Annotated in this window: 22 protein-coding genes; 13 read left to right on the top strand and 9 right to left on the bottom strand. The window is 71.2% G+C overall.

Annotated elements, in window-relative coordinates; all coding sequences use genetic code 11:
• The first annotated feature begins 178 nt into the window (after positions 1 to 178).
• A complete protein-coding gene (gene htpX, locus ACWGKJ_RS25345) occupies positions 179 to 1084 on the top strand; it encodes a zinc metalloprotease HtpX (RefSeq protein WP_385033491.1) in 906 nt (301 codons plus the stop codon).
• A 72-nt stretch (positions 1085 to 1156) separates the two neighbouring features.
• Positions 1157 to 1741, top strand: coding sequence for a PspA-associated protein PspAB (gene pspAB / locus ACWGKJ_RS25340; protein ID WP_385033488.1), 585 nt, complete (start codon positions 1157 to 1159; stop codon positions 1739 to 1741).
• A gap of 42 nt (positions 1742 to 1783) precedes the next feature.
• On the opposite strand, the gene ACWGKJ_RS25335 is transcribed toward pspAB, so the two are convergent.
• The 3 genes from ACWGKJ_RS25335 to ACWGKJ_RS25325 form a co-directional block, all read right to left on the bottom strand.
• Positions 1784 to 2308 carry a hypothetical protein gene (locus tag ACWGKJ_RS25335; RefSeq protein ID WP_385033485.1) on the bottom strand — a complete coding sequence of 175 codons (525 nt, stop codon included), beginning with the start codon at positions 2306 to 2308 and terminating at the stop codon, positions 1784 to 1786.
• A gap of 171 nt (positions 2309 to 2479) precedes the next feature.
• On the bottom strand, positions 2480 to 4366 hold the full coding sequence (locus ACWGKJ_RS25330) for an APC family permease (protein WP_385033494.1): 1887 nt from the start codon (positions 4364 to 4366) through the stop codon (positions 2480 to 2482).
• 410 nt (positions 4367 to 4776) lie between these two features.
• Entirely contained in the window at positions 4777 to 6651 is a 1875-nt protein-coding gene (locus ACWGKJ_RS25325) for a hypothetical protein (RefSeq protein ID WP_385033482.1), read from the bottom strand.
• Positions 6652 to 7025: 374 nt separating this feature from the next.
• Here ACWGKJ_RS25325 and ACWGKJ_RS25320 point away from each other — a divergent pair, with 374 nt between their 5' ends.
• Complete coding sequence (locus tag ACWGKJ_RS25320; protein ID WP_385033479.1) at positions 7026 to 7229, top strand: hypothetical protein; 204 nt, start codon at positions 7026 to 7028, stop codon at positions 7227 to 7229.
• A 92-nt stretch (positions 7230 to 7321) separates the two neighbouring features.
• Entirely contained in the window at positions 7322 to 9067 is a 1746-nt protein-coding gene (locus ACWGKJ_RS25315; RefSeq protein WP_453315821.1) for an MFS transporter, read from the top strand.
• Positions 9068 to 9130: 63 nt separating this feature from the next.
• Here ACWGKJ_RS25315 and ACWGKJ_RS25310 read toward each other — a convergent pair whose 3' ends face one another.
• The 3 genes from ACWGKJ_RS25310 to ACWGKJ_RS25300 form a co-directional block, all read right to left on the bottom strand.
• Complete coding sequence (locus ACWGKJ_RS25310; RefSeq protein WP_385033473.1) at positions 9131 to 10135, bottom strand: MASE1 domain-containing protein; 1005 nt, start codon at positions 10133 to 10135, stop codon at positions 9131 to 9133.
• 54 nt (positions 10136 to 10189) lie between these two features.
• Positions 10190 to 11023, bottom strand: a complete 834-nt coding sequence (locus ACWGKJ_RS25305; protein WP_385033470.1) for a PP2C family protein-serine/threonine phosphatase — start codon at positions 11021 to 11023, stop codon at positions 10190 to 10192.
• A 412-nt stretch (positions 11024 to 11435) separates the two neighbouring features.
• Complete coding sequence (locus ACWGKJ_RS25300) at positions 11436 to 12623, bottom strand: S1 family peptidase (protein ID WP_385033921.1); 1188 nt, start codon at positions 12621 to 12623, stop codon at positions 11436 to 11438.
• Between the two features lie 528 nt (positions 12624 to 13151).
• Between ACWGKJ_RS25300 and ACWGKJ_RS25295 the strand changes: the two genes are divergently transcribed.
• From ACWGKJ_RS25295 to ACWGKJ_RS25280, 4 genes are all read left to right on the top strand, one after another.
• Positions 13152 to 13355: a cold-shock protein gene (locus ACWGKJ_RS25295; protein WP_385033924.1), complete on the top strand. Its 204-nt coding sequence runs from the start codon at positions 13152 to 13154 to the stop codon at positions 13353 to 13355.
• 231 nt (positions 13356 to 13586) lie between these two features.
• A complete protein-coding gene (locus ACWGKJ_RS25290; protein WP_385033927.1) occupies positions 13587 to 15086 on the top strand; it encodes an MFS transporter in 1500 nt (499 codons plus the stop codon).
• Between the two features lie 20 nt (positions 15087 to 15106).
• The gene (locus tag ACWGKJ_RS25285; RefSeq protein ID WP_385033930.1) at positions 15107 to 15778 is read left to right on the top strand and encodes a DNA polymerase ligase N-terminal domain-containing protein; all 672 of its coding nucleotides are present in this window, start codon (positions 15107 to 15109) and stop codon (positions 15776 to 15778) included.
• Positions 15779 to 16056: 278 nt separating this feature from the next.
• A complete protein-coding gene (locus ACWGKJ_RS25280; RefSeq protein WP_385033933.1) occupies positions 16057 to 16485 on the top strand; it encodes a hypothetical protein in 429 nt (142 codons plus the stop codon).
• A gap of 101 nt (positions 16486 to 16586) precedes the next feature.
• On the opposite strand, the gene ACWGKJ_RS25275 is transcribed toward ACWGKJ_RS25280, so the two are convergent.
• Positions 16587 to 19016 carry a GH92 family glycosyl hydrolase gene (locus ACWGKJ_RS25275; RefSeq protein ID WP_385021984.1) on the bottom strand — a complete coding sequence of 810 codons (2430 nt, stop codon included), beginning with the start codon at positions 19014 to 19016 and terminating at the stop codon, positions 16587 to 16589.
• 294 nt (positions 19017 to 19310) lie between these two features.
• Between ACWGKJ_RS25275 and ACWGKJ_RS25270 the strand changes: the two genes are divergently transcribed.
• Both ACWGKJ_RS25270 and ACWGKJ_RS25265 read left to right on the top strand, forming a co-directional pair.
• Positions 19311 to 19817, top strand: a complete 507-nt coding sequence (locus ACWGKJ_RS25270; RefSeq protein ID WP_385021981.1) for a mycothiol transferase — start codon at positions 19311 to 19313, stop codon at positions 19815 to 19817.
• Between the two features lie 223 nt (positions 19818 to 20040).
• Positions 20041 to 22092 (top strand): SpoIIE family protein phosphatase, encoded by a 2052-nt coding sequence (locus ACWGKJ_RS25265; protein WP_385021978.1) that lies wholly within the window; start codon positions 20041 to 20043, stop codon positions 22090 to 22092.
• A 163-nt stretch (positions 22093 to 22255) separates the two neighbouring features.
• On the opposite strand, the gene ACWGKJ_RS25260 is transcribed toward ACWGKJ_RS25265, so the two are convergent.
• Positions 22256 to 22933: a TetR/AcrR family transcriptional regulator gene (locus ACWGKJ_RS25260; protein WP_385021975.1), complete on the bottom strand. Its 678-nt coding sequence runs from the start codon at positions 22931 to 22933 to the stop codon at positions 22256 to 22258.
• 104 nt (positions 22934 to 23037) lie between these two features.
• On the opposite strand from ACWGKJ_RS25260, the gene ACWGKJ_RS25255 reads away from it, so the two are divergent.
• Positions 23038 to 24099: a medium chain dehydrogenase/reductase family protein gene (locus ACWGKJ_RS25255; RefSeq protein WP_385021993.1), complete on the top strand. Its 1062-nt coding sequence runs from the start codon at positions 23038 to 23040 to the stop codon at positions 24097 to 24099.
• A gap of 83 nt (positions 24100 to 24182) precedes the next feature.
• Here ACWGKJ_RS25255 and ACWGKJ_RS25250 read toward each other — a convergent pair whose 3' ends face one another.
• Complete coding sequence (locus tag ACWGKJ_RS25250) at positions 24183 to 25016, bottom strand: aldo/keto reductase (RefSeq protein WP_385021972.1); 834 nt, start codon at positions 25014 to 25016, stop codon at positions 24183 to 24185.
• 243 nt (positions 25017 to 25259) lie between these two features.
• Between ACWGKJ_RS25250 and ACWGKJ_RS25245 the strand changes: the two genes are divergently transcribed.
• Together ACWGKJ_RS25245 and ACWGKJ_RS25240 are read left to right on the top strand one after the other, a co-directional pair.
• Positions 25260 to 26450, top strand: a complete 1191-nt coding sequence (locus tag ACWGKJ_RS25245) for an acyl-CoA dehydrogenase family protein (protein WP_385021969.1) — start codon at positions 25260 to 25262, stop codon at positions 26448 to 26450.
• A gap of 11 nt (positions 26451 to 26461) precedes the next feature.
• Positions 26462 to 26728: a hypothetical protein gene (locus ACWGKJ_RS25240; RefSeq protein ID WP_385021966.1), complete on the top strand. Its 267-nt coding sequence runs from the start codon at positions 26462 to 26464 to the stop codon at positions 26726 to 26728.
• The last annotated feature ends 163 nt before the right edge of the window (positions 26729 to 26891 follow it).

Genomic DNA, 26891 nt, shown 5'->3' with positions numbered 1-26891 from the left:
GGGAGGTCCGGGCGCCCGGACCTCCCGCGCCGCCGGCGTTCCGGCACCGGGTCCGGCGGGCCCTGGCATCCGGTACGGACCCGGCCGGACGGGGAATTTCTCGAACCTGCCGCATACCCTGCCTTTACGCGGAAGGAGGACAATTGACGAAGGGGGAGAACCGCTACAGGAGACAGAGATGACGCGAAGCCGCTACACCCTCGACCGCGGTCTCACCACGCGCATGGTGACCACCATGTTCCTGATCGGACTGCTGTACGTCGTTCTGGTCGGAGTGCTGCTCGTTCTGCTGCATGGCGCCTGGCCGGTCATCCTGGTGGTCGCGGGTGTCCTCTTCGTCGCGCAGTTCTGGTTCAGCGACAAGATCGCGGCTGTCACCATGGGGGCGCACGAGGTCACCCCCGAAGAGGCACCCGAACTGCACGGCGCGATCGACCGGATCTGCGCACTGGCCGACATGAGCAAACCCCGGGTGGCCATCGCCCGCAGCGACATCCCGAACGCCTTCGCCACCGGCCGCAGCGAGCGCACCGCACTGGTCTGCGCCACGACGGGTCTGCTTCGCCGGCTGGAGCCCGAAGAGCTGGAGGGCGTCCTCGCGCACGAGATGTCCCACGTCGCCCACCGCGATGTGGCGGTGATGACGATCGCCTCGTTCCTCGGTGTGCTGGCCGGGCTCATCACCCGTATCACCCTGTGGAGCGGTCTCGCCCGCAACAGCAGGAACGCGGGGCCGCTGGGCCTCGCGATCGTGCTGGTCCCGCTGGTCAGCGCCGCGGTGTACGTGGTCAGCTTCCTGCTGACCCGGCTGCTCTCCCGCTACCGTGAGCTCTCCGCCGACCGGGCCGCCGCCCTGCTGACCGGCCGCCCGTCCGCGCTCGCGTCGGCGCTCACCAAGGTGGAGGGCCAGATGGCGCGGATCCCGACCGAGGACCTGCGGAAGGCGGAGCCGTACAACGCCTTCTACTTCGTGCCCGCGTTCTCATCGAAGGAGAGCCTGAGCCGGCTGTTCTCCTCCCACCCGACGCTCGAACAGCGGCTGGACCAGCTCGCCCGTATCTCCACCGAACTCGCCCGCCCGTGACCGACCGCCGCCCGTGACCGTTCGCCTCCCCTGGCCGCAGGAAGAGCGACCGACCCCGTAGGAGTACGCCCCGTGGGATTTCTGGACAGCATCCTCGGCCGGAGCAAGCCGGTCCGCCCCGATCTCGACCAGCTGTTCGCACTGCCGTCCGCCGCGCTGACCCTCCAGGCAGGTGCGGGGTTCACCCCCACCGGTGCGGGCTCCGTCTGCTTCGCGGGGGTCGAGGGCGGCGGTTTCGCCCGGATCAAGCAGGACGTCGAGGAGCTGCTCGACGCGGACACCGGACGCGGCGGCTCACCGGTCAGCTTCACCCAGGACTCGTACGGCTACAGCTGGCTGCTGGCCCAGCAGCCGCCCGACGACCTGGCCTCGCTCGTGAACGATCTGCACGCCGTCAACTCACTCCTGGAGGACGGAGGTTTCGGCCCGCAGCTGCTCTGCTCGCTGGTCGCCTTCAAGGACGCCGAGGAGCGGCCACTCGCTCTGGTCTATCTGTACAAGCGGGGTACGTTCTTCCCCTTCGCGCCGATGCCGGACGGTGCGGAGAAGCGGAACAGCCCGCTGGAACTCCAGGTCAAGGCCGTGCTGGGGGACGATCTGCGTATCGAGCCCGACCTCGCCCGGTGGTTTCCGGTCTGGGGCGCCCCCGGTCTGTAGAGCGGCCCGGTCCCGGTCCCGGTGCGGCCCGGGGTTCCTCCGTCAGCGGTGCCACCAGTGGCCCTTCGGCCTGCGGTGGCCCGGCGGGGCGGACTGTTGCCCGGCAGGCGGGGGAGCGGGGCGACCAGGGCCGTCGTCCGCGGCGGCGCCGGATCCCGGCACGGCATCGTCCGGTCCGGTGCCGGCTCCCGTATCGGTCCCCGCAGCTGTGGCTGTGTCCGTGTCCGGGCCCGCATCGCCCGTACGCGTACTCCCCGCACCGGTCTCCGCGCCGGGCGGCGGGCGGAGCCCCTCCGTCGAGTAGCTGGTGGCCGCGATGGCGTCGACGAGCTGCTGCTCGGTGAAGTCCTCCGAGCCGGAGATGTGCGGGACGAAGCCCACCAGCATCCCGTCGCTGAGCACCTGGGCGTCGAGCCCCGCCGCCCCGTCGGTATCCCAGACCGCCTCGATGTTCCAGTCGATGACGACACGGACCCCGAACTGGTAGACACCCACCCCGGCCACATGCGCCATCACGCCTCGGGCACGCAGCGCGGTCACCAGCCGTTCGGCACGTTCGGAGTTCATAGGCGGCACGACCTCCGCGGTTCATGGTCCCGGGCGGCGGGAGCGGACCCAACCGGCGGACAAAGCGAATGAATCACTCTTTTGTCTCCACTGTATTCCCGGTACGGAGGCAACGGCAGCGCCAAGGACAGCGGCGATGACAGCGGCTCGGAAGGGCGCTCGGAGGCGTACTCAGATGTGGAAGGGCACGGTCGTCACCACGATCTTCGGCAGGGGCCGCAGCGTACGCCGCAGCCGGCTGCCGAGCGGGCTGTGCAGCAGACGGTGGCGCCAGTGGCGTACGACGATCTCCGGGAGGATCACCGTGATGGTCAGGTCCGGACGCTGGTGGTGCAGCGACTCGATATAGCCGACGAGCGGGGCGACGGTGGCGCGGTACGGCGAGACGACGATCCGCAGCGGAAGGTGGTCGCCCCACAGGAGCCAGGCCTCGCGGAACCGTTCGGCGTCCTCCTCCCCGGGGCTGACGTGCAGAGCGAGGACGGGCTGCTGGAGGGAGGCGGCATAGGCGAGTGCGCGCATGCTCGCCTGGTGCAGCGCGTCGATCAGTACGACGGAGAGATGGCTGATCGACTCCGGCGAGTCCTCCGACTCCCGGTCCTCCGACTCCCTGGCCTCCGACTGGCGGGCCTCCGGCCGCCGGGCCGCCGCTCCCCGGCCCTCCCGGAGGGCCCCGGCCGGCGGTGAACTGCCTGAGCGAGGCGTGATCGTACGGCTGGGTACCTCGATGGTCTGCGGATGCAGCCGCAGCGCCTCGGCCACCTTCTCGTAATGGCGGCGGATCCGCGTGGTCACCAGCAGGAACAGCGCCACGGTGACCAGCGCGAGCCAGGCGCCCTCGGTGAACTTGGTGATCCCGGCCGTGACGAAGACGACCGCGGAGAGCAGCGCCCCGGTGGCGTTGAAGCAGAGGCTCTTGCGCCAGTGCCTGCTGCGCGAGCGCCACCAGTGCACCACCATGCCGCTCTGCGAGAGCGTGAACGCGAGGAACACCCCGACCGCGTACAGCGGGATCAGCGAGTCGGTCTTCCCGTCGAAGGCCACATAGACCACCGCCGCCGCCACGGAGAGCAGGATGACCCCGTTGCTGAAGGCCAGCCGGTCGCCGAGCCGCAGGAAGACCCGTGGCGCGTGATGGTCGCGGGCCAGCAGGAAGAGCACCCGGGGGAAGTCGTTGTACGCGGTGTTCGCGGCGAGGAGGAGCACCAGGGCGGTCGCCGCCTGCGTGAAGACGTACAGGCCGCCCGACCCGAAACTGCGGTGGGCCAGCTGGGAGAGCACCGTCTCCCCGGACTCCGGCACGACACCCTCCAGATGGACCATGGCGACCGTCCCCGCGAAGAGGGCGATCAGCAGCCCGACCATCCAGGAGAGCGTGGTGCGCGCGTTGCGCCAGGCGACGGGCTTGAAGGCCGGTACGGCGTTGGAGATCGCCTCGATACCGGTCATCGCGGTCGACCCCGAGGCGAAGGCCCGCATCACGAGCAGCAGACCGGCCCCCTCGGCAATGTGCTGGGGCGGCGTGGGCACCGGGGAGAAGCCGCGGCCCGCCGCGTGGTAGAGACCGAAGCCGACGAGCGCGGCGATGGCGATGATGAAGGCGTACGTCGGCGCGGCGAAGAGCGCGCCCGCCTGCCGGACACCGCGCAGATTCCCGGCCAGTAGCAGGGCGATGACCAGGAGACCGATCGGTACGGCGTCGCCCGCGAGCCCCGGCAGCGCGGAGGTCACCGCCGCGGTACCGGACGAGATGGAGACGGCGACGGTGAGGATGTAGTCCGTCATCAGACCGGCCGCGGCCACCAGTCCCGGCATCCGGCCGAGATTGTCCGTCGCGACGATGTACGAACCGCCGCCCTGCGGGTAGGCCCGGATCGTCTGGCGGTACGAGACCCCGACGGCCAGCATCAGGAAGACGATCGCCAGCGACACCGGGACCGAGTACCGGAGTCCCGGAGCGCCCGCCAGTACCAGCACCGTCAGCAGCGCCTCCGGGCCGTACGCCACCGATGACAGCGCGTCCGCCGAGAGGACCGGCAGCGCCACCAGCTTGCGCATCCGCTCGCGGGCGACCGCCGAACTCCGCAGCGGCGCCCCCAGCACCGCACGGCGGATCCGGGCACGCGTTCTCGCGGCCCCGCTCGGCTGCTCCCAGCCGGCCTCCTCTTGTGCGTCCGGGCCGGCGGCCCGGCCCGCGAAGGGGGCCACCGGCACGAAACGGCCGAAGCGGGCCGGCACGATCTGCGCGGGCTCCGGAAAGCTGCCCGCGCCGGGATCGACGGGCAGGGCATGCCGCCAGGCGGCGGGCGCCGCGGACACCCGCCCCCACTCGCGCCCCACCAGCCGCAGCAGCGTCGACTGCTCCTCGCTGAGCCGGGGGACGGTGACCAGCGAACTGGACAGGCTGTCCTGCTCCCGGCCTTCCGACTCGTGCCCGTCCGGCCGGTGCCCGCGCCCCGGTGCCCCGCTCACGGCGGCCCGCCCCGGGCCCCCGCCGTACAGGGCCGACCGGGCCCGGCCGGGAAGACGGCGCATCGGCCGACGCGTCCGAGAGCGGTGTACGACGAGGGACCCGGGCGCCCCGGTGGCGGGGCCGGGACGGGGGCCGTGGGCAGGGCGGCGGTGGTGACGGTCATCGGTCTGTCGCTCACCGCGATCAGATAGAACCGGGCACCGTCGCGGGGCAGCCTGCGGAATCCGCCCGGCGGGGTGACGACGTACGAGGCTGAGGCGTGCGGGGCGATGGTGGCCGGACCGGAGCGGATGGTCCACCAGCCCGAGGCCCCCTGTCCGGTACGGCTGGCGAAGTGCGGCGAGAGCGCGTGGCCGGTGGTGTTCACCGCGTGCACGCCGACCGAGGTGATACCCCGGTGCGGCCGGTCCGCGAGCCGCGGGGTCACATTCATCCGCAGCGGCGGCGGGCTCGCGGCCGCGACCGTCAGGCAGACCAGGGACGGCACGACCAGCACGGTGGCCACCACCGCTTTCGCCCCGGCCGAGCGCACCCGTGGGATCCGCGGCCGCCAGGCGGTCGCCAGCGCCGATGGCGGGACGGTGGCGGCGGCCGCAAGCCACAGCGGGGTCATCAGCAGGAAGTAGCCGTCCTGCGAACGGATCGCGAGGTAGAAGGGCAGCCAGGGCAGCACGGTGAGGGCGGGCCCCAGCCGCCGTACGAAGAGAAGGGTGGCGCCGAGCAGGCCCAGGAGCAGCAGCACACTCGCGTACGAGTAGAAATCCAGCCGGCTGCTGCCGTCGGTGAAGTAGTAGGAGATGCCCATGGCGCCCTGGCCGTGCAGGATCGCGCCCTGGGTCAGCGGCAGCAGGGAGCCCTGCAGCCAGTCGTGGAAGCCGTCGGCGGCGAAGTAGGCGTTCAGCGCCGCCCAGGTGAGAGCGGCCGTACCCGCGGACCGTGCGGTCACACCGAGCGCGGCCCGCCCGCCCAGCTCGCCCCGGCGCACGGCGTGAATACCGATCAGCAGGAACGGGACGAGGAACCAGGCCAGTTGCTGGGCGGCGCAGGCCGCACCGAGACAGACGGCCCGGAACACCCCGTACCGGCCCAGACGTCCGCCCGCGCCGGTGTCGGGCCAGCGGACGACGACCGGGACCAGGAAGGCCAGGGACACGAGGGCCGGGTAGCCCGACCGCGCGTAACCGGGCAGCAGGCCGAAGCCCAGACAGACAGCGGTGACCGCAGGACGCCATGGCGCGGGGAGCAGTAACCACAGGGCCACCGTGCCGATGAGCAGCGCCACGGTGGTCACCAGGGTCGCCGCGGCCGTGGAGTGCAGTACGGCGTGGACCGGAGCAGCGATCAGCGCGGTCAGCGGGGGATAGGCGTAGGTGTAGTCGGCGCCGCCCGCCATGGTCTTGGTGACCCCGACCTTCGGCGAGCCGAAGAGCCACGGCCACGGCTGACCGTAGACCGGCCGGCCGTGCAGGATCGCGTCGGCTGCCTGGGCCGTCAGGACACCCTCGTCCGAACCGGCGTGATCCAGCCAGTAGCCGCAGAGCACCAGGGCGGCCGCGAGACCCAGCACCGCCAGGTCCACCCTCGCCAGTGCGCGGCGGCCGCGTACGGAGAGGGCAAGGACCCCGCACGTCAGGATCCCCGCATAACAGACCGTCACAATCGCGGCGGCCACCGGCTGGGTCGCGGTGGCCCGGGTCCAGAGGTCGCGGGTGCCGATGAAGAGACTGATGACCGCGACGACGGTCAGCCCCCGGTGCCACTGCGGGGGAGCGGCGTCCGGCAGCCGCTGCGCCCGCAGCACCCGGACGGCACCGCTCACCGGCCGGCGAGTTCCGGTGGCCGGGCCGGGCGGGGGCGGGCCGTCGTCCATGGCAGCTTCCTTCGTGATGAACCCGGGCCGGAAAGCAGCGGCATGCATCGCGCGGAAGGCGTCGGACGGCGCTCGCCGGATGGCCTTCTGCTTCGCAGGCTAGGCCGGGAGACGGCGGCAGGGGTCGCGGCGCCCGGCGGCCGGTACCGTCTTCCGGCCGCAAAAGAGCAGGTGGGCGGCCGGATCGCCGCACCGCGCCGCATTGCGCCGAACGGCTGCCCCGGTGCCGGGCCGCCACGACCGCCCAGTGGTTACGACTGATTGATCAGCCTATGGTCAGTACTTGGCCGGGACGGCGGACCGGAGGGCCGTCGGTGGCTGGAACGACAGCGGGGTAACGACAGCACAGCGGGTAACGACAGCGGGGTGAAGTCGTGGCCGGGATCAGGGACGACAGCACGGAACCGGGGAACGCCGTAGGCGCCGCGGCGTCCGTACGGCTGACGGTGCCGACCGCACTGGAGCGGCGCGGGCCGGTGAGCCGCGGGTCCGGCACCCGTGACGGCCGGCACGCGGTGACAGAGCTGACCGAGGCCGGCCGGGGCGTACTGACCGACCGCCGCGCGGGGCGTCCGTAGTGCCCGCCACCCGGAGCGGCGGAGCGGAGCCCGGCGACCGCTACAAATGGGTCGCCCTCTCCAACACCACGCTCGGCGTGCTGATCGCGACCATGGACGCCTCGATCGTGATCATCTCGCTGCCCGCCATCTTCCGGGGCATCGGCCTCGACCCGCTCGCCCCCGGCAACATCAGCTATCTGCTCTGGATGATCCTCGGATATCTGCTGGTCTCCGCGGTGCTGGTGGTCTCACTCGGCAGGCTCGGCGACATGTTCGGCCGGGTCCGGATGTACAACATGGGCTTCGCGATCTTCGCGTGCGCCTCGCTGGCCCTCTCGCTCGATCCCCTGAAAGGCGGCCCCGGCGCGCTGTGGCTGATCGGATTCCGCGTCGTACAGGCGGTCGGCGGCTCGATGCTGACCGCGAACTCGGCGGCCATCCTCACCGACGCGTTCCCCGCCCGGCAGCGTGGCATGGCCCTGGGCATCAACCAGATCACCGCGCTGGCCGGGCAGTTCCTCGGTCTGCTGGCGGGCGGCCTGCTGGCCGTCATCGACTGGCGTGCGGTGTTCTGGGTCAGCGTGCCCATCGGGGTGTTCGGCACCATCTGGTCCTACCGCAGCCTGCGGGAGACCAGCTCGCGCACGGCCGGCCGTATCGACTGGGCGGGAAACATCACCTTCACGGGCGGCGCCGGCCTCGTGCTCGCCGCCATCACCTACGGAATCCAGCCTTACGGCGGCCACCCGACCGGCTGGAGCAACCCCTGGGTGCTGGGCGGGCTCGGCGCCGGGGTGCTGCTGCTCGCGCTCTTCTGCCTCATCGAGACCCGGGTCGCCGAACCGATGTTCCGGCTCGGCCTCTTCCGGGTGCGTGCCTTCGCCGCGGGCAACCTCGCCGCCCTGCTCACCGCCATCGCCCGGGGCGGGCTCCAGTTCATGCTGATCATCTGGCTGCAGGGCATCTGGCTTCCCCTGCGCGGATACGCCTTCGAAAGCACCCCGCTCTGGGCGGGCATCTTCATGCTCCCGCTGACCGTCGGCTTCCTCGTCGCAGGACCGGTCTCCGGCTATCTCTCCGACCGCTACGGCGCACGGCTGTTCTCCACCACCGGACTCCTCCTCGTGGCCGCTGGGTTCGTCGGCCTGCTGTTCCTGCCGGTGAACTTCTCGTACCCCGCCTTCGCCGGCCTGCTGCTGCTCAGCGGCCTCGGCCAGGGGATGTTCTCCGCGCCGAACACCTCGGCGATCATGGGCAGCGTGCCGCCTGAACAGCGCGGGGTCGCATCGGGGATGCGCTCGACCTTCCAGAACTCGGGCACCGCCCTGTCGATCGGCCTCTTCTTCTCGTTGATGATCTCCGGACTCGCGGGGACGCTGCCGCACGCGCTGAGCAGCGGTCTGAAGGGCCAGGGCGTGCCTGCGGGGACGGCAGAACAGGTGGCCGGACTGCCGCCGGTGAGCACGCTGTTCGCCACCTTCCTCGGCAAGAACCCGGTCAGCCAGCTCCTCGGACCCAGCGGAGTGCTGGAGAAGCTGCCCCCGCACAACGTCAGGACCCTGACCGGCAAGGAGTTCTTCCCCGAACTCGTCTCCGGGCCGTTCCACCACGGACTCGTCACCGTCTTCTCGGCCGCCACCGCGATGGCGCTGGTCGCCGCACTCGCCTCGTTGCTGCGCGGCCGTCACCACAGGGCCGGGCCGGGCGGCGGACCCGCCGACGTGGTGGACCCGGCCGGGCCCGGAGGTGCCCCCGGCCGTACGGCCGCAAGGCCTGAAGGCGCCCCCGGGCTCCCGGAGGCCGGCGCCCCTGATCCTTCGGGTCCCGCCAACAGCGCGGATCCCGGGGGGAGATGAGACGTACTGCGGTCAAGCTCCGGGTGTTCACCTGCGCGGGCCGGCCGGGGGAGACCCGCCCGGTCAGCGGCTATCGCGCCGGCGGGGACCCGACGACGGCCAGCCCCGCCGCTGTTCGGTGGGGGCCAACTGCTCGACTACATCAGCCAGTTCATCGCAGGCCCGCTCGATACGGCGGCGTACGTTCTTGTGCTCGGTGACGATCGCGGCCAGCAGTAGCGCGGTGAGTGCCACCGACCCGTTGAGCGCCGTCAGGTTGATCATGGCTTCGAACAGTGTGAGGCTGCCGAAGGGTCCCGTACGCCCGGTCGCCGCGATGCCCGCCAGCACCGCCACCAGGAGCGCGCAGGGCGCACTGCCCGCCAGCTCGAAGCGGAGCGCCGCCCAGATCAGCAGCGGAAACACCAGGAAGAGCAGGGTGTAGTCGCTGCCGGTCGCCACCGGGACCACCACCACCGCGGTCACCACCAGCGCACCGGCCTCCACCCATCGGTCGGTACGGCGGGGCAGCCGGGCCCTGCGCAGGAGCAGCAGCAGCGGGGTCACCATCAGCACCCCCACGGCGTCCCCGGCCCACCAGGCGAACCACACCGGCCAGAAACCGCTCCTGGGGAGTTTGTCATCAAGGAGCAGCACACAGGAGCCCGTTGTCGCGCTGACCAGCATGGCGCCGAGCGCCCCGACGAAGATCAGCGCGATACCGTCCCGCAACCGGGACAGATCCATCCGGAAATCCGCCCGGCGGAGCATCAGCAGGGCGCACACCGGGGCGAGTGTGTTGCCCGCGACGATGCCGATGTCACCGGCGTCGACCGAGCGGGCGGTCGACGCGATGGCGAGCAGCGCTCCCAGCGCGATGCCCGGCCAGATCCGGATCCCCCAGTACAGCAGACAGCCCAGCGCCACGCCCGTCGGCGGCCACAGCGGTGTGACCACCGCGCCGTGGACGGTCACCTGCCGCAGCAGCCCGATCCGGCCGGAGAGGTAGTACGCGACGGCGACGGCGAGAATCCGCAGGGCGGTGACCGTCGTGTCTCTGGCTGTCTCACTGCGGATCACGGCGCCCATCAGACACCGTGCCCGCGCCCCGGACAGGCAGGACACGCCTGCCCCGCCGAGCTGTCATACGGTCCGGCCGGGCGCGCTGTCGTGGCACAGCACGAGCACGGCGGCGTCGTCCTGGTGGCCCGTGAGCACCGCGGCTTTGATGATCGCGTCGGCCAGTTCGTCGGCGTCGGCGCCCGGACGGGCACCCGCCTGGCGCATGACCGCCTCCAGCCCCTTCTCGATGGAGAAGGACGGCCCTTCGATCACCCCGTCGGTGACCAGGATGAAGGCACCCCGTTCCGTCAGCCGGCGCCGGGTGACGGGGTAGTGCTGCTTCTCCTGGACGCCGAGCGGCAGGCCCCCTTCGTCGTCGATGACACCGGTCCGCCCGTCCGCCGAGGCCCAGACCGCCGGCACATGTCCGGCACGGGCGCTCTCGATCTCCCAGGTGGCGGGGTCGAAGCGCAGGACGGTGCAGGTCGCGAAGAGGGTGGAGTTCACCGAGAGCAGCAGGTTGTTGGTCCGGCCGATGATCTCGCCGGGGTCGGACGCGGTGGTGGCGATGGCCCGCATCCCGATCCGGATCTGGCCCATGAACGCGGCTGCCTCCACGTCATGCCCCTGGACGTCACCGATGGCGAAACCGAGCGAACCGTCCGGGAGCGGGAATCCGTCGTACCAGTCGCCGCCGATGTCAAGGCCGCTGCGGGCCGGGGTGTAGCGGGCCGCGGTACGGAGGCCGGGCAGACCGGGGAGATGGGCCGGGAGCATCTCGCGCTGCAGTGCCTCGGCCAGCTCCACCCGCGCCTGGTGCAGCTCCACCTCCCGCCGGGCCCGCGCGGTGAGCTGGTGGAGCGTCGTGAGGAGCTCGTCGGCGCTTGCGGAACGGTGGGGACGACGCCGGTTCATGAGCGGCTCCGCGGTGCGAGTGTTCCCGGACCGCGACCGGGCCCGGGGTCGCGGGGAGGTCGTACGGCGGCCCGGCCAGGCCCTTCCTTTCCGGTCCTCTCCGACGAGTACGGGCTGACGATCACGGGCTGTGGGTCCGGAGACCGTTACCTGCATCTTATTTCCGGAGCCGGAATCGCGCAGCCCCCCGGGCGTGCCCGGAACCGGGCACGCCCGGGGGCAGGCCCTGTTTGTCGGCACCGGCCGTGCGGGCCGGTCGCGCGCCGGTACCGCCGTGGCCCTCGCCGGTACGGTGCCTGCCGCGGCGGAAGGGGTTGCTCCGCCGCGGCAGGCACCGCGCCCGTTCGTGTGCGCGTACGTGTGGGCCCTTACGTATGCGCCGTTACCCAGGGGCCCGCCGTCGTGCCGTGCCTCAGGCTGTCGTGAGGGTCAGGCCGTACCGGTTGAGGATCTCGTTGATGGGCTGGAACCAGGTCTCCCCGCCGCTGGTGCAGTCTCCCCAGCCGCCGGATGTCACGCCCTGAGCCTGGTCCCCGCTGATGAAGGAGCCGCCGGAGTCGCCCGGCTCGGCGCAGACGTTGGTCTTGGTCAGCTCGTTGACCGCGCCCTGGCTGTAGTTCACCGTCTCGTTGGTGGCCAGGACATTCCCGCAGTGCCAGTGCGAAGTGGAGCCGGAGCGGCAGATCGAGGCGCCCACCGGGGCCGCCGCCGAGCCGCGGACCAGCTGGTCGGATACCGTGCCCCAGCCGAGAACCACCGGGACCGTCCACCACCCGTTGCCGACGCTGACCCAGGCGTAGTCGTCGCCCGGGAACGACGAGCCCTGGAAGCTGCCGACGGCCGAGCCGTCCCAGCCGCTGACCGCGGCCCCCGGCTGCCCGCAGTGCCCCGCGGTGACGAAGCCGCCGTTGACGGAGAAGCCGATGGAGCAGCGGACGTTGCCGGTGTAATAGGGATCGCCGCCCACCGTGCCGGCGGAGAGGGTACGGGCGGCCGCCGGTACCTCGTTCACGGTGACGGTCCCGGGCTTCCCGGCGCGTGCGACGAACGCCCGGACATCGTTGTCATCCTGTGCCGAAGCAACGACGTCCACGACGACCCGGTTGGCCCGGGGGTCCACATGCCAGCTGCTGACTCCGGCCGGCGCGCTGGCCTTGTCCAGCTGTTTCTTGGCCGCGTCGAGTGCGTGTGCGCTGTGCTTCACGAGCCTGACGGCCGCACCGGCCGCCCGTACCGCGTCGGCCCTGCCGCTGCCGGTGAGGGCGACCGTCAGTTTTCCGCTCTTCGCGTCGTACCAGTCGCCGCCGTACGAGGAGCCGGCCGCGCGGCGCGCCGGGCCCTGGACCGCTGTCGCGTTCCGTTCGGATGCAAGCCGGGCCCGCGCCTGGCTCGCCGTCAGGCCGAGGTCCTTCCGCATGGCCGAGAGCAAGCCGTCGGAGGCCGGCTGCGCCGACCGCGCGGAGGAGGCGGCGGAGGAAGAGGAAGTGGCTGTGGGGGAGGGCGTGTCGGCGGCGGATGCCGGTACGAGTCCGGCTGTCGCCCAGGTCCCGAGAACGAGAAGTGCGGAGACCGTGGTGCGGGTGAGTGTGCTGCGTCTCAAGGTTCTGGCCCTTCTGTTGTTCCAGCATCGTGGGGATGGAACAGCAGGCGTCCGGAGGCCCCGTTGGGAGCGCTCTCAGAGTGTGCCGAAGCGGAGCGTAGCCGAGAGCGCTTGATCAGGTCCATGCCAATGCGCGTACCGGTGAAGGGGGTTCTCCTGGTGCGCACGGAAGTGCGAACGGAAGTGCGGCCTGAAGCGCGACGCGACGGGGCGTGAATTTCTTCTGTCCTGATCTTCATTCGCACGATCATGTGTCCGGAGGCGGGGGCGAGTGGGACATTGATCGTCATATCGAACGCAGTGAAACGGCCGGATGTGCGCCAGGAGGGGCTCAACGGATGAGCCGACGGGGTCGCCGCGCGTTCGGCCGTGTAGCGTCTCACCCAGCTGTCGTGGTTCCGAAGTACCTCTCGCCCGTGCGTACATGCACGGGCGGGTCTGCTGTTCGGCGTCTCCGAGGACCAGGGCGATCACCTCCGGCCCCCGCAAAGTGCGGGAGCCGACTTCGAGTCCCCTTGGAGGGCAATCATGGCCAGTGGCACCGTCAAGTGGTTCAACGCGGAAAAGGGCTTCGGCTTCATTGAGCAGGATGGTGGGGGCCCGGACGTCTTCGCCCACTACTCCAACATCAACGCCACGGGCTTCCGCGAGCTGCAGGAGGGCCAGAAGGTGAACTTCGACATCACGCAGGGCCAGAAGGGCCCGCAGGCGGAGAACATCGTCCCCGCCTGATCCCGGTGGGTGTGCCCGCCTCCGGCCTGTGCCGGGGGCGGGCACTGCCGTTTCCGGACCTTCACCGGGTGTTCGTCCCCGGCACGGCAGCCGTGCGCCCCCGTGCGCGCCGGAGTGCGATGGGCCGCACGGGTGTATTCCGCAGGCGCGCTCCCCTGTTTGTGTGGATGATTCCCAGGGCAGCCGATGGTCCCGGCTGCCGCCGGAGCCGCCGTATGCAGGAGGAATCTGATGAGCAGCGCCGGAGGCCCCGAAATCGGCACCATCACCACCGAGGTGCCTGCCCGGCTCGACCGGCTCCCCTGGTCGCGCTGGCACTGGATGATCGTGGTCGGGCTCGGCACGGTCTGGATCCTCGACGGTCTCGAAGTCACCGTCGTGGGCAATATCGCCAGCCGCCTCTCGGAGAGCGGCAGTGGACTGTCCATCAGCGACGCCCAGGTCACCGGGCTCGGAGCCGCCCTCTATGTGGCGGGTGCCTGCGCGGGTGCGCTGGTCTTCGGCTGGCTCACCGACCGCTTCGGCCGCAAGAAGCTCTTCCTCATCACCCTCGCCGTCTATCTGGCGGCGACCGCGATGACCGCGCTCTCCTTCTCGGCCTGGTGGTTCTTCCTCTTCCGGTTCCTCACCGGCTTCGGTATCGGCGGCGAGTACGCGGCCATCAACTCGGCCATCGACGAACTGATCCCCAGCAAGTACCGGGGCCGGGTCGACCTGATCATCAACGGCAGTTACTGGCTGGGCGCGATGGGCGGCGCACTCCTCTCGGTGCTCGCCCTCGACACCGGTATCTTCCCGAAGGACATCGGCTGGCGCCTCACCTTCGCGCTCGGCGTCGTCCTCGGCCTGGTGATCCTGCTGGTGCGCCGGCACGTACCGGAGAGCCCGCGCTGGATGTTCGTCCACGGCCAGTCCGAAGGCGCGAACGCGATCGTCGACGGAGTCGAGAAGGAGATCGAGGAGGAGAAGGGCACGCCGCTCCCGGAAGCGGGCCGGGCCATCACCATCGAGCAGCGCCGGAGCGTCAGTTTCGTCGAGATCGGCCGCACGCTCTTCCGCGAGTACCCCAAACGCGCCACGCTCGGCTTCTCGCTCTTCATCGGCCAGGCGTTCCTGTACAACGCCATCACCTTCGGATTCAGCTCCATCCTGGTGAAGTTCTTCGGTGTGTCCGGCGGTACGACGGGGTACTTCTTCGCGGTCATCGCCTTCGGCAACTTTCTCGGCCCGCTCTTCCTCGGCCGGCTCTTCGACACCGTCGGACGCAAGAAGATGATCTCCGGTACGTACATCCTCTCCGGGCTGCTGCTCTTCGTCACCGCGTGGCTCTTCGGCCAGGGGTGGCTCAACGCGGCGACCATGACGGTGTGCTGGTGCGTGGTGCTGTTCTTCGCTTCGGCCGGGGCCAGTTCGGCATACCTGACGGTCAGTGAGATCTTTCCGATGGAGACCCGGGCCCTGGCGATCGCCCTCTTCTACGCGCTCGGCACAGCGGCCGGGGGGATCTCGGGGCCGCTCATCTTCTCCGGTCTCACATCGAGCGGTGTGGTCTCCGATGCCGTCCTGGCCTTCTGTATCGGTGCCGCGCTGATGGTCGCCGCCGGAGTGGTGGCCGTGCTGTTCGCGGTGGACGCGGAGAACAAATCCCTTGAGGACATCGCACGCCCGCTCTCCCAGCGGGCCAACGGCTCGGGCAGGCCGACGACGCCGCCGAGCGCTCCCGCCGTGTGAACGCGAGGAAGGCACTGGACATGAGCGGCGACGAACCTCTGGGGAAGTACCGGGGCAAGCGGGACTTCGCGACGACTGCGGAGCCCCGCGGCGGCGCGGCCGGGGAGGGCGAAGCGCCCTGCTTCGTGGTGCAGATCCACGACGCGCGCCGGATGCACTTCGACTTCCGGCTGGAGGTGGACGGCGTACTCAAGTCCTGGGCGGTGCCGAAGGGGCCGTCCGCAGAGCCGAAGGACAAGAGGCTCGCCGTCCCGACCGAGGACCACCCGCTGGAGTACCGGGAGTTCGAGGGGGTCATCCCGAAGGGCGAGTACGGCGGTGGCACGGTCATCGTCTGGGACGAGGGGACATACCGGCCGCTCAGCCATGACCGCCGCGGCCGCCCCGTCCCGTTCGCGGAGTCCGTCGAGCGCGGGCACGCGACCTTCTGGCTGGACGGGGCGAAGCTCCACGGTGAGTACGCGCTGACGCGGTTCCACGGGGGCGGGGACAGCAGCGACCCCGAGGCCTGGCTGCTCATCAAGGCGAGGGAGAAGACCGGCACGGCACGGAACGGCAGCCGGGGGCGCAGGACAGCGGCCCGGGAGAGCCACGGCACGACCGATCCCCGCCGGGCCCGCTCGGTCCGTACCGGCAGAACGCTCCAGCAGGTCGCCGAGAGCGCGGGAGACGAGGACAGCGGGCAGCGCTGAGGTTCCGGGCCGCGGAGAGCCGGAATGCCGGTGGCGTACCGGGCCCGGTTCCGGCGTCCCGGGCCGATTCACGGACCCGACCGCCGCGCGGGAGGGCGACCTCATGGAATTCCAGCCCTGCGGGGCTGGATCCGCGCAGGTGGGGCAGAAGGCACTCGTGCGGGCGGTCCCGCCGGACGGCGGCGTGGCGCGCGGCTCCCGGACGGCACCGTCCGCGGGGTGCCGACAGCCCACCGGCTGCCGGCAGCGGCCCGGCCGCTTCACGAAAGGACATGTGGATGAACAGCTCCCCGGAGCAGCAGCGCGACTCCGTACCGACCGTCACCGAGCCCGTCCCGGATCTCCAGCTCCAGTTGCTGGTCCGGCTGCTCGGCGAACAGCTGCGGGCGAGCCTGCCGGTCACGCTGAACGTCCCGGGCGGTGTGCTGTACGGAGAACTCATCGCCCACGAGGCGTGGAAGGCCGACTGGTCGAAGAGCCTGCGGGAGCTCGGCGGGTCCGGCGCCGATGTGATGGCCGGGTTCCCGGAGACCGTCGACCAGGCGCTCAGCGAGCTCCACGGCGACGAGGGGCCGCACCAGCTGCCCCGGTGGATCCATCTGCGTGACGCCACGCTGGTGGCCGGCGCGGTGAACACGGTGTCCCTTCCGCTGTGGCGCGGACGGCTCGCCGATGTGTCCGGCTGGTCGCTGGGCAGGCCGGCGTGATCTGAGCCGGCCCGCCCGTGACCTGACCCGGCCCGCCCCCCGGGCCGGGTGCCGGGTGCCGGGGCAGCGGCTGCCCCGGCACCCGTGGACGCGCTGGGCGGTCAGCGCGGAAGGCTGCCGGGCGCCGTCGCCCAGGTGGTGTCGGGCTTGTCCGACAACCGGTAGGCGAGGCGTCCCCCCGAGGTGATCAGACCGGCGCCGGTCCAGGAGCGGTCGGTGCTGCGGCCGTCGACCGAGAGCCCGCTGACGTACGGATGCGAGGCGTCCGCCGCCGGGGCGCTCAGGGTGATGTCGCCCCGGCCCGCGCGGCTCACCACCGCCTTGGGGAAGAGCGGGGCGCCCACCAGCATCGACGCGCTGCCCGGTGTCTGCGGGTACAGGCCGAGCGCCGAGAAGACATACCAGGCGGACATGGTGCCCAGATCGTCATTGCCCGGAAGCCCGGCCGGTCCTGTGCCGTACACGGTGTCGAGGATCTGCCGGACGGTGGCCTGGGTCTTCCAGGGCTGCCCGAGCGCGTTGTAGAGCCAAGGGGCGTGGATGCCGGGCTCGTTGGTCGGGTCGTAGCGCAGGGCGTCACCGCCCCGGACCGACCAGGCGCCGTCCGCCGTGTGGAAGAAACCGTCGAGCCGGGCCGCCGCGGCCGGGCGCCCGCCCATCGCATCGGCCAGTCCCTGGACGTCCTGCGGCACCATCCAGCTGTAGGTGGCACTGGTGCCCTGGGCGAAACCGAGATCGCTGCCCGCGCTGAAGGGCGTCACCCAGGAACCGTCCGCGTCGCGTGCCTGGACGTACCCGGCGTCCGCGGTGGCCTCCGGGTTGAAGACGTTGCGCCACCACTCGCCGCGAGCGCCGAACTCGGCGGCCTCGTCGGACCGGCCGAGCAGCCGCGCCCACTTCGCCAGCGCCGAGTCCGCCACCGCGTCCTCCAGCGTCTCGGCGGCGCCGCCCCAGCAGTGGCAGACGTCCTGGGGCGCGTAGTGCGAGACCAGATACTGGGCGAGGTTGGGGCGCTGGCCCGTGCACTGACCCGGGCACCCGGCGTCCGACAGGTCGTCCGGCCGGGGGACGGTGGCCTGGCGCACCAGCGAGTCGAAGGCGCCCCGGTAGTCGAAGTTCCGTACGCCCATGGCGTAGAAGGTGGCCAGGGTCGCCGCCGTGGGGTCGCCGGTCATCACATGGGTGGCGCCGCTGATGTGCACCCAGCGGTCCCACACACCGTCGTTCTGGCGGGAGAAGTTGTACAGCGACTGCGCGAAGTCACCCGCCACCTCCGGCTTCAGAGCGGCGAGCAGCTGTATCTGCGCACGGTACTGGTCCCAGCCGGAGAAGTTGCTGTACTGCGCCCGCTGGCCGCGTCCGATCCGGTGCGGGACCCCGTCCATGCCGGGGTAGCGGCCGTCGGTGTCGCTGATCAGGTTCGGCTCCATCAGCGAGTGGTACAGCGCCGTGTAGAAGGTGGTGCGCTGGGCGGTGCTGCCGCCGGCGATCCGTACCGCCCGCAGCTCGCGGTCCCAGGAGCGGCTGGTGCTCCGTGCGACGTCCGCGACGCTCGCCCGCGGCGCGATCTCCTTGCGCAGATTGGTCTCGGCGCCGCCGAGGCTGACGTACGAGATGCCAAGACGCATTCTGACATCGTTGTCGGACGAGGTGTCGAAGCCGACGTAGCCGCCCGAACCGCGGCCCGCGCGGTCCGCCCCCGTCGCATAGCCCTCGCCGCCCGAACCGGAGACGGAGCCCGGCGAGAGCGTGCCGTCCTTCCAGGTCCCGTGCGAGGAGAAGGCCCGGTCGAAGGAGGCGCTGAAGTACAGCTTGTAGTAGCTCTTGCGGTTGTTGGTGCCGCCGTTGGCGCGCCGGCCGCAGAAGGCGCCGGTGAGCACCCAGCCGGTCACCTTGTGGTGGGCGGTGTCGATGTCTACATGGGCGTCCTCGCTGCCGTTGAGCGAGTTGGAGACGCGGAAGAGCAGACTGGCGGGCTTCCCGGCCGGGAAGGAGAAGTCGGCCACACCGGCCCGCGGGCTGACGGCGAGGTCCGCCGATGCGCCGGAGTCGAGCCCCACCCGGTAGCGGCCCGGAGTGGCGCTCTCGTTCTCGTGCTTGAAGCCCGAGGCGTAGACCGCGTCCTTGGTGTCGGCCGAGGGGGAGGACGTGACAGCGCCGACGAACGGCATGACGGGTACGTCGCCCGCGGCGCCGGGAGCGCATCCGGCGCCGTTGACATGGGTGAGGCTCAGCCCCCGCATCCGCGTCGCGTTGTACTCGTAGCCGTTGGCGGCGGCCGTGTTGGTCTGGTCGCCGTTGGTGCTGGTCGGGGACCAGCCGATCATTCCGTACGGTGCGGTGGCCCCGGGGTAGGTGTTGCCGCCGTTGGTGGATCCGATCAGCGGGTCGACGTACGCGGTCGGCTGCCGCACCAGGGGAGCGGCCTCGGCCGAGGGCGCGAGCAGTGCGGCGGCCAGAGCGGTGGCGACGGCGACGGCCGCGGCCGACGCGCGGGTTCTGCGGCGGGAGCGTGGTGGTCCGAAGAGCATGGAACGGGCCTTCCGGCGGGGGCGGGTGGACAGGGCCCGGGGCGCCGGCCTGTCGTACTGCCGTCGCGCTGCGGGCGACGCGATCATAAGTCGCCCGAGCGGTACGGGACATGACATGGACGGCCTGTTCGGTGAACGGCGGGTGAAGGCGCCGGGCGGCCTTGGGCGACGGGTGCGTGTCGAACACTCTGCCGGGACGGGTGACCGGCGAAGGTGGTGAGCACGCAGGGCACACAGACCTCTCCGGGCACGGCCGACCGGTGCGGTCCCACTCGTACGGCCGAGGAGCAGCGGATGAACACCGCAGACGTTCTGGCAGACGCGTTCGACCGCGTCCAGGAGTCCGTGCACGAGGCGGTCGACGGCCTCCCGGCCGGGGATCTCGCCGCCCAGCTGGACAGCGGGGCGAACTCGATCGCCTGGCTGGTCTGGCATCTGGCCCGGGTGCAGGACGACCATGTGGCCGATGCGGCCGGGAAGGAACAGGTGTGGCTGGCACAGGGCTGGGCCGACCGCTTCGGGCTGCCCTTCACCGACACCGAGACCGGCTACGGGCAGAGCGCCGAGCAGGTCGCCCAGGTACGTGCCGACGCCGCGCTGCTGACCGGGTACTACGACGCGGTGCACGAACAGACCGTGGAGTTCGTCCGGGGACTGGACGACGCGGCGCTCGACCGGGTGGTGGACGAGGCGTGGTCGCCGCCGGTCACCCTCGGTGTCCGACTGATCAGTGTGATCGGCGACGATATGCAGCACGTCGGCCAGGCCGCTTTCGTCCGGGGCGCTCTGGAGCGGCGGTAGCGGCGCCGGGCCGCCGGGCCGCCCGGCCGCCCGGCCCGAGCCTGCGTCCGGCCTCGTCGGGGTGGCTGCTGTCTCCGGGCGGACGGACTCCGCGCCGGACGGACGGGGGCGAACGAGCGCGGAGGCGGAGGAACGGGGCCACCGGGCGCGAGGCCAACCGGATGCGGTGCCCACCGCGAAAAGTTAAGCTTTGGGCACCTCAGCCCTCCTCCGGAGCGACCGTATGGCAGGACGAGATCTACCCCAGATCGGGCCCGGCGAGCGGCTGGCCCTCAACCGTATGGGAAGTTTCGACTGGGATCTGCGCGGCGGGACGCTGGAGTTCGACGAGCCCGGTCTCGCGGTGTTCGATCTGCGCCCCGACGAGTTCGACGGCCGCCCCGAATCGCTGGGCAGCCGTATCCCGCCCGAGGAGGGCAACCGGCTCGACGCGGCGCTCACCCAGGCCATCCGGAGCGGCCGTTCCTCGTACGGGGCCTACTTCCAGCTCCGGCGCCGCAACGGGATCCGGCAGTGGACCCACACCCGCGGCCGGATCCTGCGGGACGAACACGACGTCCCCTGCCGCGTCATCGGGATCGTGCGCAACGCGACCACCGAACTCACCGAGTTCGCCACCGTCAACCCGGTCGAAGCGGGCCGGCGGCGGATGACCACCATGGTCCAGGGCACCACCGAAGCGCTGTCCAGGGCGGTGACCGTCGATGACGTGACGGCGGTACTGACCGGCGAGGACGGGCTCGAACGCTTCGACGCGGACGGGCTCGTCCTCGGCCTGGTCGCGGGCGGCGCGCTGGAACTCGTCGCGCTCTCCGGTGACTCGATGCACGTACTCGACGGCCTCGGGCGCCACCGTCTCGACGGTTCGCTGCCGCTGGCCGACACGGTCCTCTCCCAGCAGCCCCGGTTCGTCACCTCGCTGGCCGAACTCGCCGAGGAGTTCCCCCGGTTCCGCCCGTACACCGAGCGGATGGGGCTGGACGCCGCGGCCTTCCTCCCGCTGATCGCGCAGGCCCGGTCCATCGGCGTACTGGCGCTCTTCTACCGGGGCCGCAGCCGCTTCTCGTCGGAGGACCGCAACCTCTGTCTCGGCCTCGCGGGCATCGTCGCGCAGTCCCTGCAGCGTGCCGTTCTCTTCGACCAGGAGCGCGAGTTCGCCACCGGGCTCCAGTCGGCCATGCTGCCCCGGCGCATCCCCGAATTCCCGTCGGCCGAGATCGCCGTGCGGTACCACTCGGCGTGGAGCGGCAGAGAGGTCGGCGGTGACTGGTACGACGTCGTCGCGCTGCCGCGGGGCCGGGTGGGCGTCGTGGTCGGGGACGTACAGGGCCATGACACCCACGCGTCGGCCATCATGGGCCAGCTCCGCATCGCACTGCGGGCGTACGCGAGCGAGGGCCACTCCCCGGGCACGGTGCTGGCGCGGGCCTCCCGTTTCCTCGCGGAGCTGGACACCGAACGCTTCGCCACCTGCACCTACGCCCAGGTCGATCTGGCCTCGGGCGCGGTCAGGGCGGTCCGCGCGGGGCATCTGGGGCCGCTGATCCGCCACACCGACGGGCGGGTCGGCTGGCCGGACGTGCGCGGCGGCCTCCCGCTGGGCCTGGGCACGGAGTTCGGGCAGGAGGAGTACCCCGAGACCCGGCTCGACCTGGTGCCGGGGGAGACCCTCCTGCTCTGCACCGACGGTCTGGTCGAGGAGCCCGGTACGGACATCGGCGTCGGGATGGAGGCGCTCGCCGAAGCGGTGCGCCGGGGCCCCGAGGCGGCGGAGGCGCTCGCCGACGACATGGCCGCCCGGCTCTGGGAGCGCTGGGGCACCAGCGACGACGTCGCCCTGCTGGTGCTGCGCAGGGCGCCGGACCCCGGCACCCCACAGGCACCCCGTATCCATCAGTACATCCACCAGGCCGACCCGGAAGGGCTCGCGGAGGCCCGCGCCGTTCTGCGGGGCGCGCTGGAGGCATGGGGGCTCGAAGAGCTGGTGGACGATGTGGAACTCGCCGCTGGGGAGCTGCTGGTGAATGTGCTGCTCCACACGGAGGGCGGCGCCGTCCTCACCCTCGAAGTGCTGCCCGAACCGGTGCGGCGGATCAGACTCTGGGTCAAGGACCGGTCCAGCGCCTGGCCGCGGCGCCGCACCCCCGGTGAAGCGGCGACCTCGGGGCGCGGCCTGATGATGATCGACGCGGTGTCGGTGCGCTGGGGCGTCGAACCGCGCGGGGACGGCAAGGCCGTCTGGTGCGAGTTCCAGCCGTCCGGCAGCGGTGACTGAGCAACTGCCCTGCTGATGAGGCACGTTGCCCGTAAACGGAACCGGTCCGGAAGGCGCGGTCGGTGGGCCCGGCGCGGTCCGATCGCGGTCGGCGCGGGTCAGTGGGGCCCGCGCCTTCCGGGTGCGGCCGGCGCGGGCCGGCCGCTGCCCGGTCAGGCGCGGTTCACCGGATGAGGCTCTCGACCTCCTCCGCGAAGAGCCGGTCCACGTCGAAGGCCATGCCCTCGAAGTGCCCCGCGACCTCCAGGCCGACCAGGCCGTGCACCCGGGTCCAGGCCCGCAGCGCCCGGTCCTCCGCCGTGTCCGCGGGCCCCAGCTCCGCGCAGGCGGCCACCGCACTCCGCAGCATCCCGTCCGCGATGACCCTGGTCTCCTCCGGAGCGCTGTAGCCGGGCACCGGGGTCCCGTAGATCAGCAGATAGCGGTCCGGGTGCTCCTTCGCCCAGCCGCGCCAGGCGTACGCGAACCGGCGCAGCCGCGCTCCCCGGGCGCTCCCGGCCCCACCGGCCCCGGCGCTTCCTGTGGGGGCCATTCCGGCGCTTCCCTCCAGGTCGTCCCCGTCCCTGTCCCCTTCGGCGCCACCGGCGGATGCCAGCGCCTGCGCGAGATCGGTGTAGGCGTCGGCGATCAGCGCGGTGAGGAGTTCGTCGCGGCTGGCGAAGTAGCGGTAGAGCGCGGGGCCCGTCATGCCCATCGCCTTCGCGATCGCGTTGACCGAGATCCCGGCCGGGCCCGTACTGGCCAGCTGCTCCAGGGCGATGTCCTTGGCCTCCCGTCTGGTCTGCTCCCGCAGGCGTGCACGTCGGCCGAGTGGCGTAGGGGGTGTGCTCTCTTCGCTCATGCGGGGTCCTTCCGTGCGGCGCTTGACAATCGATTGTAACAGCTTCACTCTTCAGTTAGAGCCTATAACGAACGGATGAGGCAATGACGAAAGGCAGTGGCGTGATGACGGACACCGAGAACCCCCGCCCCCTCAAGAGCCGTACGGTCACCGAGGTCGTTCTGCCGGGCATCGTCGAGCCGGAGGGTCTGGAGGTGCGGGCCCGGCCGGAGCCTGTGGCCGGGCCGGGTGAGGTGCTGCTGGAGATGGAGGCCACCGGCGTCTCGTTCGCCGAGCAGCAGATGCGCCGCGGCAAGTACTTCGACCAGCCGGCCTTCCCCTTCGTGCCCGGTTACGACGTGGTGGGCACGGTCGTGGGAGCCGGGCCGGGCGTGGACGCCGGGCTGGTCGGCCGCCGGTTCGCCGCGCTGCTCAAGACCGGGGGCTGGGCGGGCCGGATGCTGGTCCCCGCCGCCGATCTGATCCCGGTGCCCGCCGGCGTCGACCCGGCCGAGGCCGAGACCCTGGTCGTCAACGGGATCACCGCCTGGCAGATGCTGCACCGCGCCGCCCGGATCAGGGCCGGCGGGACGGTGCTGGTGCACGGTGCGAACGGCGGGGTGGGCTCCACGCTCGTACAGCTGGCCCTGCTCGCCGGGGCCCGGGTGATCGGTACGGCATCGCCCCGCCACCACGAGGCGCTGCGGGCCCGGGGCGTGGTCCCTGTCGACTACCGGGCGCCCGGTCTGGGGGACCGGCTGCGGGCCGCGGCCCCGCAGGGAGTGGACGCGGTCTTCGACCATGTCGGCGGTGCGGGCGTCGTCGACTCGTTCCGGCTGCTCGCGCCGGGCGGCACCCTCGTGTCGTACGGGACGGCCGCCACCCGTGACACGCCGGGATCCTCCAGGCTGCCCGTACTCCTGCTCTTCGGGCGGCTGGCTCTCTGGAACCTGCTGCCCAACCGCCGTCGTGCCACCTTCTACAACATCTGGGCCGGCAAGCGGCGCGCCGCGGCCTTCCGGGCGCGCACCCGGGCCGATCTGATCAAGGTGCTGGACCTGCTGGCCGACGGCTCGCTCACCGCGCCGGTCGCGGCCCGTATCCCGCTCGACCGCGCGGCCGAAGCGCTGCGGCTTGCCGAGTCGGGAACGGTCGCGGGAAAGGTCGTCCTGACTCCGGTGCTGTGAGCGGCGGGCCGGCCCCGGTGGCCGCACACGGGGCGCACGACCACCGGGACCGCTGCCCACAGGGCCCGGCCGTTCCATCCCGGCTACGGCACGTGGTTGAAGGTGTCCGGGTCGGGGCCGGTGCGCTCGCCGCGGTCCAGGCCGGTGATGGCGGCCATGTCGGCCTCGGTGAGCTCGAAGTCGAAGAGGGCGAAGTTCTCCTCGACGCGCGAGCGTGTCACGGACTTGGGGAACACGATGTCGTTGCGCTGAATGTGCCAGCGCAGCGTGACCTGGGCCGGTGTGCGGCCCAGCCGCCGGGCGATTCCGGTGATCGTCGGGTCGTCCAGGACCCTGCCCTGGGCGATCGGTGACCACGCCTCGGTGGCGATCCGGTGCCCGGCGTCGAACGCGCGGAGCTCGTCCTGGGCCAGATAGGGGTGGACCTCGATCTGGTTCACCGCCGGGACGATCTCGGTCTCCTGGAGGAGCCGCCGCAGATGGTGCGGCTGGAAGTTGGAGACCCCGATGGCCTTCGCGCGGCCCGAGCGGTAGATCTCCTCCATGGCCCTCCAGGTCTCGACGAAGTCGCCGACACCGGGCAGCGGCCAGTGGATCAGGAACAGGTCCAGATAGTCGAAACGCAGATCGGCGAGCGTCTGGTCGAAAGCCTTGAGTGCGTCGTCGTGGGCGTGGTGGCCGTTGTTCAGCTTGCTGGTGACGAAGACGTCATCGCGGTCCAGCCCCGATTCGCGTACCGCCTGGCCGACCTCCTTCTCGTTGCCGTACATCTCGGCGGTGTCGATGTGCCGGTAGCCGGTCTCCAGCGCGGCCAGCGTCGCCGCCACGGTGTCGGACGGCTCGATCTGGAACACACCGAAGCCCAGCTGGGGGATCTGGACGCCGTTGTTCAGGGTGATGGTGGGAACCGCGTTCACAATCATTCCTTGCCTCGTCCGGATGATGCCTCGGTCAGGGGCGGCCCGCGCCGCACCCTGGCTCCAGGGTGCAACGGCCGGAGCCCCCTGTCGCATCGGCTGCCCGGCACAGCCGCCCCCATGCACCGCAGCGGCCGCCCTCCGGCAGGGCAGGACGGGGAAGAAGGAACGTCCCTCGCCATTCCAAAAGAGTGAAACACGTTCTACTGTGCCCTCGATCAGCCGCCGCACCGAGGAGGGGCCGTGCACCTCGAATACACCCCCGAACAGCAGCAGTTGCGTACCGAGCTGCGCGCGTACTTCGCCGACCTGGTACCGGACAACGCGTACGCCCGGTACGCGGACCCGGCGGCGCAGAAGCGCTTCTACCGGGAGACGGTGCGCCGGCTGGGCGGTGACGGCTGGCTGGGGGTCGGCTGGCCGGAGGAGTACGGCGGGCGCGGGCTCTCCCCGATGGAGCAGTTCATCTTCTTCGACGAGGCGGCGCAGGCCGGTGTGCCGCTGCCGCTGATGGCGCTCAACACGGTCGGCCCGACGATCATGCAGTTCGGCACCGACGAGCAGAAGTCGTACTTCCTGCCGAAGATCCTCAAGGGCGAGATCGACTTCGCGATCGGCTACAGCGAGCCCGACGCCGGGACCGACCTCGCCGCGCTCAGGACCCGCGCCGAGCGGGAAGGCGACGAGACCACCGGGCACTACACGGTGAACGGCCAGAAGATCTGGACCACCAACGGGGACACCGCCGACTGGGTGTGGCTCGCCGTCCGCACCGATCCGGCGGCCCCCGCGCACAAAGGCATCACCATGCTGCTGGTCCCGACCGACGACCCCGGCTACTCCTGCACCCTCATCAACACACTGGCCTCGCACGACACCACCGCCAGCTACTACGAGAACGTCAGGGTCCCCGCATCCCGCCGGGTCGGCGACGAGAACAAGGGGTGGCGGCTGATCACCAACCAGCTCAACCACGAGCGGGTCACCCTGGCCGCCCACGGCACCATGGCCATCCGGGCGCTGCACAACGTCCAGCGGTGGGCCGCCGAGACGGAGCTCGACGGCGGGCGCAGGGTCATCGACCTCGGCTGGGTACGCGGCCGCCTCGCCCGCACCCACACCCGGCTCGACGCGATGAAGCTGCTGAACTGGCAGATGGTCAACGCCGTACAGAACGGCACGCTCACCCCGCAGGACGCGTCAGCGGTCAAGGTGTACGGATCGGAGGCCCGCAGGGACGCCTACGCCTGGCTGATGGAGGTCATCGGCGCGGCGGGTCCCCTCAAGGAGGGCTCGGCGGGCGCGGTGCTCCACGGCGAACTGGAGCGCGGGTACCGCTCGGCCGTCATCTTCACCTTCGGCGGCGGCAACAACGAGATCCAGCGGGAGATCATCTCGTGGATCGGGCTGGGGATGCCCCGGGTGCGGCGATAGGCGGGTTGTGTGTGCGCCACCCGGCTTACCTGGCAGCGGGCGGTACGGAAGAGAAGTGCGAAGCCCTGAAGGAGCCCAGCGCGGCTGACGCGGTCTTCAACGAAGAAGAGCTCGCCCTCCTCGCACTGACCGACCAGTCCACGAAGCAGGTCGAAGTGGACGCGCACGTCATCGAAGAGCTCAAGCGCCTGTTCGGCGAGACCGAAACGGTAGAAGCGGTCGCCACGGTCGCTGCGTATGACATGGTCTCCCGCTTTCTGGTGGCCTTGGCCGTCTGAAGCACCACCCCGAACGACCTGCCTACACATGTCGGTGTGCGGCTGGATGGCACCGGCGGGGCGCAAGCTCATCAGGAGGGCGTCACAACGCCCTCCTGATTCCCTTCGGGGGTAGTTTCGGTTGCTCAACTGAGTTATGTAACTGGTGCAGTTGGCTTTGGCC

This window comes from Streptomyces sp. NPDC054757 (genome assembly GCF_053612185.1).
Note: the sequence above shows the minus strand (reverse complement) of the source record. Positions and strands in the feature narration are given on the sequence as shown.